Origin of the sequence: Bacteroides luti (assembly GCF_900128905.1) — a bacterium.
Lineage (GTDB): Bacteria > Bacteroidota > Bacteroidia > Bacteroidales > Bacteroidaceae > Bacteroides > Bacteroides luti.
In genome coordinates, this window is record NZ_FQTV01000006.1 from 76,117 (window position 1) to 90,230 (window position 14,114).

Here is a 14,114-nt window from a genome sequence, read left to right on the forward strand (position 1 = left end):
TAGAATAGGAAGATATTACATATTATGGGTAAGCACTATTTGTTTTTTGTTTCATTGACTTATTCTTTTTCTATTTTGCGCCCTCTTCAGGATGAAATATGGCGAAGAGGAGATGATGTAGCCTGGTTTATTGAAGACTCTTGCGAAAGCTGGCTAACAGAGAATGAAAAGCAATTAAAGACAATACAAGAAGTGCTTGATTATAATCCGATTGCAGTTTTTGCACCCGGAAACTTTGTTTACGACTTCTTTCCCGGAGTAAAAGTCGCTGTTTTTCATGGATATGCCATGAAAAAGCGAGTAGAAAAGATCGATGATCACTTCACCATCAGGGGGTGGTATGATATATATTGCACGCAGGGAGAAAGCACCACACCCTATTTTAAAGAACTGGAAAAGAAAAATGGTTTCTTTAAAGTGTATGAAACTGGTTGGTGCAAGGTTGATCCTTTCTTTGATAAGACTGAATCTCATACAGATCAAAGAGATAATCCAACAATTCTTTATTCGCCAACATTTACCAAAGGAATTTCTTCTGCACCCTTTTTGTGGGAAACAATAAAGCAATTGGTCGAAACCAAGCCGTGGAACTGGATTATAACTTTCCATCCAAAGCTTGATGATCCTGAACTAATCCAAAAATATAAAGATCTGGCCGATAAATATGATAACGTAGTCTTTTATCGTTCCAATGATGGTCTTAACACCTTCAGAAAAACAGATGTTATGCTCTGCGATAGCTCATCCATTATTGTGGAATACATGTTCCTGAATAAGCCGGTCGTTACTTTTCGCAATACGCATCCGGGTAATCACTTGCTGGATGTAATGAATGAAAACGAGATTGGAGATGCTATTGAAAAGGCACTTTTACGTCCTAAAGAGCTTATGGATAACATCTATACTTATACCATGCACCATGAACCGCATCGTGACGGCAAGAATTCGGCCCGTGTATTAGATGCTGTTGATGATTTTATAGAGAACTATAAGGGGAAGATTAAATCAAAGCCTCTTAACTTAATACGAAAAATAAAACTAAGATTGAAGATAAAGTATTATCATTGGTAAGGAATTACTTCTTAAGTCTGAAAATCAGAAAGATTCCTGTATCCAGACAAGGGCAAATGCTTATTTAAGGTCTTGTTACAGTAATAAGATCTATTGAAAAAAACAAAAACGTAAAAATGAATAATTTCAATATGGAAAATGCTGACTTCTTTAAGGAAGAGGTCAGAGATGGTTTTTTAGTTACGGAAAAAATGAAGAGAGTATGGGCTTGCGAGCTCGATCTTTTAAATCTCTTGCTTAATGTTTGTAAAAAGTATAATCTGAAATGCTGGGCAGATTCCGGAACGTTGATAGGTGCAGTACGTCATAAAGGCTTTATTCCGTGGGATGATGATATTGACATGGTTATGCTAAGAGATGATTTTGATAAACTTTGTGAAGTAGCAGATAAAGAATTTCTTTCGCCTTATTTTTTTCAGACCATCTATTCTGATAAATATTATGGTCGTAGGCATGTACAAATTAGAAACTCGGATACTACAGCAATATCAAATCCAAAAGCAAAATATAACCAAGGTATATTTATAGATATTTTTGTTTTTGACGGAGTGACTGATATTCCTCGTCGTTATAACAAACAACTTCGAAAGATTAATTTATATAAGCACATGCTTAAATTATCTTCAAAGATAATGTGGCGGCTTCCAGAGAAGCTTTATCTTAAATTACGTTGGGACAAAGTTCTTTTCGAAAAATATGAGAATGTATTAAGGCAAACTCCTATTGAAGAGACAGAGCTTATGGCACATTTATCATTAAATTACCGCGTGCGAATAAAAAATAAATCCTTCTATGACCAAACACTCTATATGGATTTTGAAAATACAATGATACCTGTTCCTGTTGGGTATGATAAAATTCTAAAGATTGATTTTGGTGATTATATGACTCCTGTTCAGTCGCCTACTATGCATGGCTCTTTATTGTTTGATACACAACATAATTATAAAGAAACATTGAAAAATATTAATAAATAGTTTTCAATAAGTTTAGTTAGATTCTTCTTGTTTCAGATTTTCGTTTTATATTTGAGCAGAAGAAATCTTAATTTCGGGATAAACAATGGATATAAAGTACGATTATTTAATTGTAGGAACAGGACTTTTTGCCTCAGTGTTTGCTTACCATGCAAAGAAAATGGGTAAAAAATGTCTGATGATAGACAAGCGTTCTCATTTAGGTGGCAATATCTATTGTGAGGATGTAGATTCTATTAATGTTCATAAGTATGGTGCACATATATTTCATACAAGCAATAAGGAAGTATGGCAGTTTGTTAATTCATTTGTAGAATTCAATCGGTTTACCAACTCTCCGCTGGCAAATTATAAAGAAGTGCTTTATAATCTTCCTTTTAATATGAATACGTTTAGCAAGCTTTGGGGCGTAGAAACACCACAGCAAGCAAAAGAAAAGCTCGAAGAACAAAGGCAGCGCTATGCACATATTGAAACACCTGCAAATCTGGAAGAACAGGCATTAAAGCTTTGCGGTGATGATATTTATTATGCATTCATAAAGGAATATACAGAAAAGCAGTGGGGACGTTCAGCTAAAGAACTTCCTGCATTTATCATTAAACGAATTCCCTTCCGTTTTACCTATGATAATAATTACTTTAATGATGACTATCAGGGCATTCCCAAAGGAGGATATAATAAATTGATAAATGGTTTGCTGGAGGGTGTTGAAGTAAAGCTGAATACCAACTACTTTGATCATAAAGCTGAACTTGATAAGTTTGCAGATACAGTTCTTTTTACGGGAAGAATAGATGAATTGTTTAATTATGAATTTGGTGTTTTAGAGTATAGAAGCTTGTCTTTTGAGCATGAACGGCTGGATATTGAAGACTTTCAAGGAAATGCAGTTGTTAATTACAATGAGCGAAGTGTTCCATATACAAGGATTATTGAACATAAACATTTTGAATTCGGGAATCAGCCATTTACTGTTATAACCCGCGAGTATCCGAGTGAATTCACTGGCAAAAACGAGCCATATTATCCTGTTAACGATGATAAGAATATGCAGATATATTCAAAATACAAAGAAAAGGCTGACTTAAATGGAAAGCTTTTGCTAGGTGGCCGATTGGCTCAGTATGCATACTTTGACATGGATGATACCGTGGAAGCTGCATTGAGACTAGTGAAAAAGGAATTGTATAATCTCTAAAAAGAGAAAGAATGAATAAGTATTATCTTTCAAAGAACTATCCCAATCTGTCTAGTGCCGGTAACAAGGCCAAAACCGATATTGAAACAATCTTGTCCGACGCTGGTTTTGTAAATATCGGATTAAAGCAAACCCATTATAACAATAAGTTACTGGGATTTATATTTACTCTGCTGGGAGTGCTGAAAGCCTCTTTTTTAATCTCTAAAGGTGATTGGCTTGTACTTCAGTATCCTCTGAAGAAATATTTTTCATTTATTTGTAAAGTTGCTCATCTTAAAGGTGGAAAGGTTACAGTTGTTATTCATGATCTTGGAAGCTTTCGAAGGGGAAAACTAACCATTCCTCAGGAAATAGAACGGCTTAATAATGCAGACTATATCATTGCCCATAATAAGAAAATGGCAAATTGGCTGAAAGAGAATGGAAGTACATCTAAATTGGGTTGTTTGGAGATCTTTGATTATCTTTCTGCTAATGTTTCAAAAAACACAGCTAAGATAAATTTTCCATTTAGTATAGTATATGCTGGTGGGCTGAGTTATAAGAAAAATGCATTTTTATATAAGCTTGGAGAATATGTAAAAACATACCGGTTTGTACTGTATGGTTCCGGTTTTAATGAAGAACTTCTTGGAGGAAATCAGAACTTTGCATATAAAGGCTTTGTTCCATCCGATGAACTTATCTCAACTGCTGAAGGGCATTTTGGTCTGGTTTGGGATGGAGATTCTATAGATGCCTGCAGCGGAGCTTTCGGCGATTATCTGCAATATAATAACCCTCATAAAACATCTCTTTATATTCGTTGTCAGTTGCCAGTAATAATCTGGAAGAAAGCAGCTCTGGCACATTTTGTTGAAGAAAACAATATAGGTATATGCATCGGTTCACTGTCAGAGCTTGATCAGATTCTGTCATCATTAACTGCAGAACAGTATCAGGCGATGAAGAATAATGTGATAAATATTAGTGATAAGTTAGCTAAAGGATATTTTATCACCAAGGCAATTGAAGAATCAGAACGAGTATTGTTTTAGCTTCTCCAAAAAATCTTATTTCCTGCCAAAATCGGCAGGAATCTCACCCCAGTCTTTTGTCTCCCACTTAATAATCTGAGTGGTATATTTGTTATTTTTCAGCCAGTTCTCTGCCCGTTCTATAATCTGAAACAACTCTTCTGTTTCCGGAGTACGTGGTAGCTTGGTTTTGCATTTCTTTTGTTTCACCCAACTTATAGCATTTACACTGTCGCTGTAGATAGGAATTTTGAGCTCTTTTTGTTTGAGCAGTGCCAGGCCATGCGCCAAAGCAAGAAATTCGCCGATGTTGTTTGTTCCCTTCATCGGGCCAAAATGAAAAATCTCTTCTCCCGTTTCAATATATACCCCCCTGTATTCCATAGCTCCCGGGTTTCCGCTGCAAGCAGCGTCTACAGCCAGACTCTGTTTAATTATGTTCGCCGGAAGCACTTTCGGAGCAGACGCTTTGGCCTGTTTACCAATATATGCGTAAGGAGAGGAGGCATAGGCTCGTTCAGCCTCTTCTTTGGACTCGAAAGATTTATATTTTGCGCCTTCGTAACCCTTTATCTGAAGCTGACATTCGTTCCAAGAAGTATAAATTCCCGACGTAACACCTTCCCAAACCACATAATATTTCTGTTTTGCCATCGCTCTTTTATTCGGAGTATTGTTTCTTGAATGTATAAGTTGTGGACAAAGATAACTATTTTTTGGTTCATCCCACAAATGAGTCGTTTTTCTCATGCACTGCTAGAATGTTAAGTTCAATGAACTTTTGGTTTCTGTATACTTGTGTTTCCATCTGATGTTTTGATTTTGTTATTAACTCCTTCTTGTTTTTCTGTCGATATTTATTGGTTCGATCTCCCACCTGCTACTAAAAATGGTGTAATTAACTGATTTATAATTGTATATTCTGATAGTAGATATTTTTGTTTTACAATTTATCTTCCACTAAATTCATTCATCTGCCACCTACTCAATTCTCTTGCTTAAAGTATATAACTTTCCTCTGTACGTATCTCTTGTCTTCGCCTTTGCGTAGTCTGATTTTTTGGAGAACATGATTCCTATAATAATTGAATCTTTTCTTATTGCATATAATGGTCTAGATATCATGTGTTTATTGGTTTCGTATTTAGTGCTTAGTAAGTTTGCAGCCGTGAACCCATAAGTCTTCGGCCGTAAACCCATGGGACTTTAGCCGAGAACCCATGAGTTCTTGGCTGTAAACTCACTTATTATCATAAATGAATGTTTATACTAGAAAAGGGATAATGAGCAAAAATTGGCTTTTCTATTATTTAAAGTTTGGAGTAAACAAATAGTTAACGTTGCCTCGTAATTGCAATTTTACGTCGTAGTACTATCTTGAAATTCTATTTTTGGTGGTAGATGATGGCAATTTGTAGCAGATGAAATTGTGCAATCTTTTTATCTCCCACCTCTGAAATGCCTTTTAGCAAGTTCTTTGAGGCATTTTAGTAGCAGATGGCAGTAACTTTTTTGTTTTAGAGAAAAAATTGGGGCGATACAGTAGAATCCGTATATGCAATGCTTGGTTGACTTGACAGAGTTTACAGATCAACCTGTCTTTGACCCTAGTCTCTTTGTGACCATCTGCAAGCGTCTCCAGATAGATAATTTCAAGGCCTTTACAGAAGAGTTGTTATCTATTTTAATAAGAAATTTTCATAATATAAATAGCAAAAATTCAATACAATATATTAAATTTGCCAAGTGCGTTTTAATTAACTCAAGATCATACTACGGAGTATCTTATGTTCAGCTTAAAGCATGCCCATTGTAGTCTATTAAAGAATTAAGAAAATATTTTTTGTTTGGACTTTAATTGATCTACATAATAAAACATATGGAATGAAAAAAACTTTTTCTTGATAATTAATTTGTTGCTAGTTATGAATTTAGCGTGACAAGTTGATCAAAGACGGAAAACAAGATTGCTCAATTTTATAATGAATATAATATTATGCCAGAATACTTTGATATTTCACTCATAGTAAGCAAAAGAAATAATTCAAAAAATGAAATTCATGATTTTCTTATGAAGATCAATCTGCCTGAAGGCGAAAATGAATCAGAATATTTTGAGAACAGAAAGACAATAGTGTCTCTTTTCGATTATGAGAATGCTGACTTTTATGAAATATGTGTTGGTATTCCTGAACAAACATACCATAAAGAAGTATTTGAAAATGAATTAATGCAACTTACAAGTTTTATTCATGAATGTTTTGAACAGAATTCTTTTATAAAATATGCCTTGTGTAGTTTTGAATTGAATGGATACTTACTTAAAAAGATTACTAATATTCAAGATTTTGATTGTAACCTATTGAATAGATTTCCAATAGTTTATTGTCAAGATGAAATATCAAATTCTCCATTGTTATTTGTTAATTTAAGTGCGCAAGATATTTTTGTATAATTTGATAGATGTTGTTTTATGAAATATTATATATTGATTTATAATAGAGCTCCTATAGGTGAAAGTGGTGAATCCTGTAAAAGTAATTATAGTATTGAAATTGCATGTAGAAGTTGTGGTACAGGTGCAATTTTAGTCGGCAAATTGAAAACAAAAGGTTTAAGACAGATAAAAAAGGATTTTTTTATAACACTTGATGATGATTTTATAATATCTGAAAATTTATATCAGAAACTTATAACTGATGGTATTAAATTAGGCGATTTAAGAAAGATCGTTGATTATAAAAATAACGATTTGCCTTTTTATCATTTGAATACAAATATAATATTGCCTCCATCCAAAATGAACAACTTTGCTATTGAGGGACAATGTCCTGTATGTAAACGTAATGGATATTTTAGTAAGGTTGTTTTTAACCAGTCTAGCAATGTTCCAACTAAAGTGTTACCATTTAGTCTCCAATATTCAAAGGAACAACTTGATAGCTTATTCTTTGATAAAAGTGATATATTTTTTACGTGGGAGTGTACAGGCCTATCTAATCTTACAGCACATGATATTTTTGTTGTGAGGTATGCACGACCGTTATTGGTTATTAGTGAAAAGTTTAAAGAATCTCTTGATAAATATGAAATTAAGGGCTTAAAATTTGAAGAAATATTTATTTCAAATGATATATAGAATTTAATTAATTTGGAATCATTTAGATATTTGAGATTATAGATATATAGATTTAATAAAAAAGTGAAATATGAGACAAATTACGAAAACAAGTTTAGCGTTATTATTAACATCATTGATTTTTTTTAGTTGCTCTGGAAAATTGAAGCAAGTATCAGATGATAAATTTATTGGGATTTGGGAAATTAAGGAGGCGCCATTGATGGATGGAACTCAAATACACATTAAAAGGGAGAATAATAAACTGGTAGGTAGAATTTATAAGCTTAATGATAATAAATATGTGAAGCTCTTTTCTGATTCAGATGACGTATGGATTCCAGAGATTAGCAGAATCTCAAATTTTGAATTCAAACTAACTGAAAATAAGATTGGGAAAGAATTGTTCGCTTTATATGGTCAGAAAACTACTCAAGAATTTAAAGTTCAATTTGCTGACGATAATACAATTCAGTTGAGTACAAATGACTCTGATCCAACGAAATCAACCAGGATATACAAAAGAGTGATAACGGCTCACTAACATTATAGAGCAATATGATTAAGCTAACTTTGATAGATGTTGCTCATTTTGATATTATCCTGTTTCACCTTATGTTTATTGCGAGAATAATCCTATTAGATTTGATATACCAATGGAAATTTATAGATATAAATTATTAGTAAGCCTTTAAAGAGGGCATTTGATGTTGTATTATTATGAGTGTTTATGGTAGAAATTATTTCTTCTAAAACATAATTATAGGTTATAGAAGTATAAGTGATATTCTTAATGGTTCAAAACTTTCAATGTTACTTAAAAGATTAACAGTAAAATAATAACGAATGAAAATCAATAAAAAAATAAGTTCAGCCATTTTTATCTTTTCAATAATCTTAAATATATATCTAATCATAAATCAAGATATTATATCTGGGGTATGTGAAAAAGATATTTCTGATAAACGGCATTTTGAATTTGCAGGAAAGTTTATTTTCAATGATACTATTAGTAACTTGCTAAATTCTTTTGTAAAAGAGGTTGATAACGATAGTTGTTTTTTTGAGATGATTGTAGATAAAAGAAATACTAAAGAAACCTATATTCATTTAATGGCAAGTATGGCTTTTCCTTATAAAGCTCTTGATAATAAGCAGGCAATGAATAATTATCTTACAAAAAACAGGCCTCTTTTATACATGCCGATTGATAATAAAAAAGGTTTTTTCATATATACAGGTATTGAACGTCTGGTAGATTTAGAAGCTATGAATGATGATATTAATTTTAGAACAAATAAAAGCTCATATTTTGTTCGGTATTGGACTATTGTTCTAACAGACGATAAATATTTATTGTATAAAAATATTTATATGGATCCATTTAGTGTTTTAAACTTTGATTACAGGAACCAATTAAAATTGAAGTTTAAATAATTATGAAAGTTCGATGCAAGTATAATACAGGTCAAGATTTAAGGCGTTATGAAAATAAATTGTTGAAGGAAGAGGAGCTAGGAAGGTTTGGAATTACGGCAAATTCTATATATGGAGAAATAACGGTAGGAAGAGAATATTTGGTGATGGGAATGATAATGTTTGAATCCTATTTATCCTATTTAGTAGATGATGATGGCCTTATTTCAGCTTGCCCTTGTCAGCTATTTGAAGTTGTTGATGATAAGGTAGATCCTAAATGGCATTTCAGATTAATTGAGAAGGAAGAGGATATATATCCTTATATTCAAGCAATTTGGGGCTATTATGAGTTGTGCTTTGATAGAAATTCGTATGAAAAATTAATTGTAGAAAAAGCTGAAGATGTTTATCAGACTTATTTCAAACGAAAAAATACTTCTAATAATATTCAAATAAAGGCAGAATAAAAAGAAATAATAGAATGAAAACTAACTAATATAGAATGAGATACTTAAAAAAATGCTAAAGGAGAAGAACACAGTTGGGCATGTAAAAAATGAAAAAATGAGGAAAACAGAATTAGTTCCTAATATATCTGTAGGTGAATTCGTTTTAGGAAGTGATATAAGAAAATATACTCATTTACCTCATTGTTTGACAAAAAATAAAGAGAAAGACTTTTCATATGAGAGTTATAATTTTTATGAACAAGACCTCATTCTATGGGTTGAAAAGAGTAAGATCGAGACTATTTGCTGTGAAAAGGAATGTTACTGGGCGGGCCGTAATCTGATAAAAATGCCATTTGATGAGTTTCTATTATCTTATAATGTGACACCGGATAAATCTGAAAATATTTATATTTTAGTAAATGGAAAAGGGCAAAATCAGACTGTATATGATTTCGATAAACTAGGACTGCAGATATGGGTATGGAGGAAAAGGATAGTTACTGTCTTAATTTCGAATTTTCGAGCCAGTGAATAGGATTGATATCATATCATTTATCCAATCATCTTATAAAAAGATGAAAGAAAATTGTGAAAATGAAGAAGCTATTCAAGCCTTGAAAAGAATATGTATAAAGTAAATCTACCTTTTTCATCTATTAAATATAGGCCAAATACATGGAATTAAATAGAAAACCAACAGTACAGGAATTGAAACTCATAGAACTTTTAGTTGAAAAAGCTTCAATCAACTTATCTTCTAATTGGAAAGATGAGTTGACTGTACAAAATATGGATGATGGACAAATGGGCAGTTTACGCCTATATACAGATGGAGATATAATTAAAAAACGTTTTTTTGATAAATGTGTAAGCGAATATCAGTTTAATGATCTTGATGGAATAGTAGTTATTGCGTCTTTGTATATTGATAATGAAAATAAACTGTTTGAACTTGACATCTGGAAAACAAATTGTGCACCTCTTAAAAAACTTCCATTTGACTGAGGATCTATCCAAATTTGTTTTTTTCGAAAAGAGATAAAAAATAGAGATAAAATTTTATGAAAAAATATGTATTTACACTATTAGGATTACTGCTTTCTATATCTTGTTTTTCGGAAAGGAATTTATTTTCATTGGTTGATAGCCTAAGGAAAAATGGAGTAGATTCAATTATTGTGTTGAAAGTTGTAGAAGGTGGTGTTTGGGGAACTGAAAGATTAAATAATGATACCTGCTCGCCTACTGGTTATTATGAAGGTGTTTATGTTAATAATTATATTGTTTGGAAAAGGTCTGGGAAATGTTATTTTACTAAAACTCATCCATGTATTAACTATAAACCTATGTTGGTTGACTGTTCTTCTCTTTTTTTATTTATAAATAAAAATGCTTCCAGAATGAGAAAAGAAAAAATATATCCGGAGGGTTATGGATCTAATTCAGTTACATGGCATGAGAATAATGTGAATACTCAGGTTTACATTTATTTAAAAAATAAAGTTATACATTTTAAGTTTAATCAAACAGATATAGAAAAAGAATATAACCCTAAATATTTTGATTATAACTTGCAATTAAGAAAGATGAAATTTACTAATAAACTTATTAGAAAATTGAAAACAATAGCTATTGGGAATGAGCATAAGTTTGGATTATAATTATGGTGATTTTCTATTCACTATTTGGTAAATCGAAAAATAGTACTACCTTTGCGCCACAATTGGGAAATGAGGTGCTGCTAATAGTGCTGAAGATCTCTAATTGCAAATCATAAATGGCCCGTTCGTCTATCGGTTAGGACGCAAGATTTTCATTCTTGAAAGGGGGGTTCGACTCCCCCACGGGCTACTCTTCAAAACAATCTTATACAGATTACTCCCTTTTAATTCGTTTATAATTCCCAGCAAAATTTCCATATCGTTATTTAGTCTTTTGAAATTCCGGTAAATCAGCAACAACTAATCTTGCATTAAGTTAATCCAGGAACCGTTTTAAGGATAATCTGAAAAATAGTCTTACTTTTGTACTCCAATAAAAAAGTAACGATGACAGATAGACTTTTAGTGCGGAAAGGGAAGATCAGATGATAGGAATTGAAGCACTTATCAAACAGAATAAAAGCTTTGTTATTTACAGGGTTCCGGAAGAGGAACCTGTTTTAATTCTTCAGTCGGCTAGTCCCTCTTTTTCTTTAAATGAACTGGATGAACTGGACGGCAAGAGGGGATTTGTCTTTGCTCCGTTCTGGATTTCAGACTCGTCTCCGCTTATGCTGATGCAACCGGATGTTTTCATTAAAGGATGGAAGGATATAAATAGTTATCTATCGAAGGAGGAATGTGCGGAGGATACCTTGTCTGAAGAAGATACGGAAAATTGCCCGCAAGCGGATAATTATGATTCTTATTCACAGGCTTTTTCTTCGTTTATATCTTCGCTCAGAGAAAAAAGATTTGAAAAGCTGGTGTTGTCGCGTACTTCCGTGCAGCCAAAAAACTCATCCTTTTCTCTTGAAAAGGCTCTTTTCAACGCGTGTGAACGATATGCCGACGCATTTGTTTATCTATATCATACCCCTCAAACGGGAACATGGCTGGGTAGTACGCCCGAGATTCTGCTTTCCGGAAAGGATGAGCAATGGAATACGGTAGCTCTTGCAGGAACTTTGCCTTTTCATCGGGCTGTTTTGCCGAATGCCTGGAGTGATAAAAATATTCGTGAGCAACAATTGGTTGTAGATTATGTTCGGAATCAGTTGACTGCTTTTGGTATAACTCCTGAAGAAAAGGGTCCATTTACGGTTCGTGCCGGTGAATTGGCACATCTCAAGAGTGAATTCTCTTTTGCATTACCGGAAAAAGGTCGGCTAGGTAGTTTGCTTGGTTTATTGCATCCCACGCCGGCGGTTTGCGGACTCCCTAAAGAGGAGGCATATCGATTTATATTGGAGAATGAAGGGTATAATCGTCGTTACTATTCCGGCTTTTTGGGATGGATTAATCCCGATGGAAAGACGGATTTGTATGTAAATTTGCGCTGCATGGAGATTGGTGCTTCTTGTCTAACTCTATATGCCGGAGGGGGATTGTTATCTCATTCGGAGATGGAGCTGGAATGGAAAGAGACGGAGGCGAAACTGCAGACTATGTTGGCGATAATTAAATAAATTGGAGGCTTAGTATGTATTCGAATAAGAAAAATGTTCTTCAGTTGGCTGCGCTGTTGCGCGAATATGGCATCGATCACGTGGTGGTTTCTCCCGGATCACGCATAGCTCCCCTTACTCAGACGTTTTCCCAGCATCCTGCATTCAAATGCTTCACGGTGGTGGATGAACGGAGTGCTGCTTTCTTTGCATTGGGTCTTATTCAGAAAATTAATCGTCCGGTGGCTGTGTGCTGTACCTCAGGTACAGCTTTACTAAACTTTGGATCGGCTGTGGCTGAGGCTTTTTATCAACAGTTGCCACTACTTGTTATTTCTGCCGACCGTCCTGCTGCCTGGATAGGACAGATGGACGGACAAACACTTCCTCAACCGGGGATATTTAATACTTTGGTAAAGAAGTCCGTCCAACTTCCCGAACCTGTTACCGAGGAGGATGAATGGTATTGCAACCGCCTCATTAACGAGGCTTTGCTGGAACTGAACCATCACGGTAAAGGTCCGGTACAGATCAATGTTCCGCTTTCTGAACCTCTTTTTGAATTTACTACTGAAGAACTTCCGCAGGTAAGAGCGATACGATATTCGGGCGGTTATCCCAAGTCTTTGGATAATAGCGAATATTTTCGCAATCAATGGGCAAAGAGCAGTAAACGAATGATTATTGTAGGTCAGCTTTTACCCGATGAAAAGGTTAGAAAATCCATTGAAGAGATTGCTGAAAAGTGGGATTGTGTGATTTTGGCTGAACATATATCAAATGTTTCTTCCTGCCCCGTAATTGGCAATTTCGATCAGATAATATATGCTCTTCCCGAAGAAAAGTGGGATGAGTTTACCCCCGATTTATTGATTTACATTGGTGGACATATAGTTTCCAAGCGAATAAAGAAATTCCTCAGAAAGCAACGCCCGGCTCAACACTGGCATGTTTCTTTAGATGGTTCTGTTCCCGATCTTTTCCAATCGCTGACGGATGTAATTGAAATGGATGAAACTTTTTTTTCTCTGTTGGGTTCTCCCGATGAACCGGAAATGGCTTCTTACAGTTTGCTTTGGAAAACTAAATCGGATGAACTGAAAAGTAAAAGAAATGAGTTTACGGCAGCTATACCTTATTCTGATTTGTTTGTGCTGAAAAATCTTTTGCCTCTTTTACCGGAAAAGGCTGCTTTGCAACTGGGCAACAGTTCTTCTATCCGTAACACTCAGCTTTTTGATTTGAATGCAGATATTCCGGTTTATTGTAATAGAGGAACAAGTGGTATAGACGGTTCAATGTCTACGGCTGTAGGATTTGCTGCTGCTCATCCGGATCTTACGTTTCTGGTAATTGGCGACCTCAGCTTTTTTTATGACGTAAATGGACTGTGGAATAAGCATATAAACAAGAACCTACGTATTATGCTGGTAAATAATGGAGGAGGAGAGATCTTCCATTTACTACCCGGATTAAATAAGGCTGAATCATTAGACGATCATATCTCTTACAGGCACAATACTGTGGCCAAAGAGTGGGCTCAGGCCATGGGATTTTCTTATTTGTCGGCTGAAAATGAAACAGAATTGAAGGAGAATATTATTACTTTTGTGAGCAGCACCTCTGAGAAACCAATATTATTGGAGACAATAACATCAATGGAGGTGAATGCCGAAGTATTTAAAGCATATTATCACAATCTAAAATAG

15 protein-coding genes and 1 tRNA gene are annotated in these 14,114 nt (G+C 34.1%); 15 read left to right on the forward strand and 1 reads right to left on the reverse strand.

Going from position 1 to position 14,114, the window contains the following annotated elements; translation table 11 throughout:
* Positions 1–24 precede the first annotated feature (24 nt).
* From BUC21_RS07055 to BUC21_RS07070, 4 genes are all read left to right on the forward strand, one after another.
* Complete coding sequence (locus BUC21_RS07055) at positions 25–1,071, forward strand: CDP-glycerol glycerophosphotransferase family protein (protein WP_073400658.1); 1,047 nt, start codon at positions 25–27, stop codon at positions 1,069–1,071.
* Between the two features lie 116 nt (positions 1,072–1,187).
* Positions 1,188–2,048 (forward strand): LicD family protein, encoded by an 861-nt coding sequence (locus tag BUC21_RS07060; protein ID WP_073400660.1) that lies wholly within the window; start codon positions 1,188–1,190, stop codon positions 2,046–2,048.
* Between the two features lie 85 nt (positions 2,049–2,133).
* Positions 2,134–3,249, forward strand: a complete 1,116-nt coding sequence (gene glf / locus BUC21_RS07065; protein WP_073400662.1) for a UDP-galactopyranose mutase — start codon at positions 2,134–2,136, stop codon at positions 3,247–3,249.
* 11 nt (positions 3,250–3,260) lie between these two features.
* Positions 3,261–4,289: a glycosyltransferase gene (locus tag BUC21_RS07070; protein WP_073400664.1), complete on the forward strand. Its 1,029-nt coding sequence runs from the start codon at positions 3,261–3,263 to the stop codon at positions 4,287–4,289.
* Positions 4,290–4,304: 15 nt separating this feature from the next.
* On the opposite strand, the gene BUC21_RS07075 is transcribed toward BUC21_RS07070, so the two are convergent.
* On the reverse strand, positions 4,305–4,922 hold the full coding sequence (locus BUC21_RS07075; protein WP_073400666.1) for a ribonuclease H1 domain-containing protein: 618 nt from the start codon (positions 4,920–4,922) through the stop codon (positions 4,305–4,307).
* A gap of 1,342 nt (positions 4,923–6,264) precedes the next feature.
* On the opposite strand from BUC21_RS07075, the gene BUC21_RS07085 reads away from it, so the two are divergent.
* The 11 genes from BUC21_RS07085 to menD all read left to right on the forward strand — a co-directional run bounded on the left by BUC21_RS07085 (position 6,265) and on the right by menD (position 14,114).
* The gene (locus tag BUC21_RS07085) at positions 6,265–6,723 is read left to right on the forward strand and encodes a hypothetical protein (RefSeq protein WP_073400670.1); all 459 of its coding nucleotides are present in this window, start codon (positions 6,265–6,267) and stop codon (positions 6,721–6,723) included.
* 18 nt (positions 6,724–6,741) lie between these two features.
* Positions 6,742–7,407, forward strand: a complete 666-nt coding sequence (locus BUC21_RS07090) for a hypothetical protein (protein ID WP_073400672.1) — start codon at positions 6,742–6,744, stop codon at positions 7,405–7,407.
* 70 nt (positions 7,408–7,477) lie between these two features.
* Positions 7,478–7,930 (forward strand): hypothetical protein, encoded by a 453-nt coding sequence (locus tag BUC21_RS07095; RefSeq protein ID WP_073400674.1) that lies wholly within the window; start codon positions 7,478–7,480, stop codon positions 7,928–7,930.
* 302 nt (positions 7,931–8,232) lie between these two features.
* The gene (locus tag BUC21_RS07100; RefSeq protein ID WP_073400676.1) at positions 8,233–8,823 is read left to right on the forward strand and encodes a hypothetical protein; all 591 of its coding nucleotides are present in this window, start codon (positions 8,233–8,235) and stop codon (positions 8,821–8,823) included.
* Between the two features lie 2 nt (positions 8,824–8,825).
* Positions 8,826–9,272 carry a hypothetical protein gene (locus BUC21_RS07105; RefSeq protein WP_073400678.1) on the forward strand — a complete coding sequence of 149 codons (447 nt, stop codon included), beginning with the start codon at positions 8,826–8,828 and terminating at the stop codon, positions 9,270–9,272.
* 97 nt (positions 9,273–9,369) lie between these two features.
* Positions 9,370–9,792 (forward strand): hypothetical protein, encoded by a 423-nt coding sequence (locus tag BUC21_RS07110; protein ID WP_073400933.1) that lies wholly within the window; start codon positions 9,370–9,372, stop codon positions 9,790–9,792.
* A gap of 140 nt (positions 9,793–9,932) precedes the next feature.
* The gene (locus BUC21_RS07115; RefSeq protein ID WP_073400680.1) at positions 9,933–10,262 is read left to right on the forward strand and encodes a DUF6984 family protein; all 330 of its coding nucleotides are present in this window, start codon (positions 9,933–9,935) and stop codon (positions 10,260–10,262) included.
* Positions 10,263–10,318: 56 nt separating this feature from the next.
* A complete protein-coding gene (locus tag BUC21_RS07120; protein WP_073400682.1) occupies positions 10,319–10,918 on the forward strand; it encodes a hypothetical protein in 600 nt (199 codons plus the stop codon).
* A 118-nt stretch (positions 10,919–11,036) separates the two neighbouring features.
* Positions 11,037–11,108: transfer RNA gene (locus BUC21_RS07125), tRNA-Glu, on the forward strand.
* A 235-nt stretch (positions 11,109–11,343) separates the two neighbouring features.
* A complete protein-coding gene (locus BUC21_RS07130) occupies positions 11,344–12,426 on the forward strand; it encodes an isochorismate synthase (protein WP_073400684.1) in 1,083 nt (360 codons plus the stop codon).
* Between the two features lie 14 nt (positions 12,427–12,440).
* Complete coding sequence (menD, locus tag BUC21_RS07135) at positions 12,441–14,114, forward strand: 2-succinyl-5-enolpyruvyl-6-hydroxy-3-cyclohexene-1-carboxylic-acid synthase (protein WP_073400687.1); 1,674 nt, start codon at positions 12,441–12,443, stop codon at positions 14,112–14,114.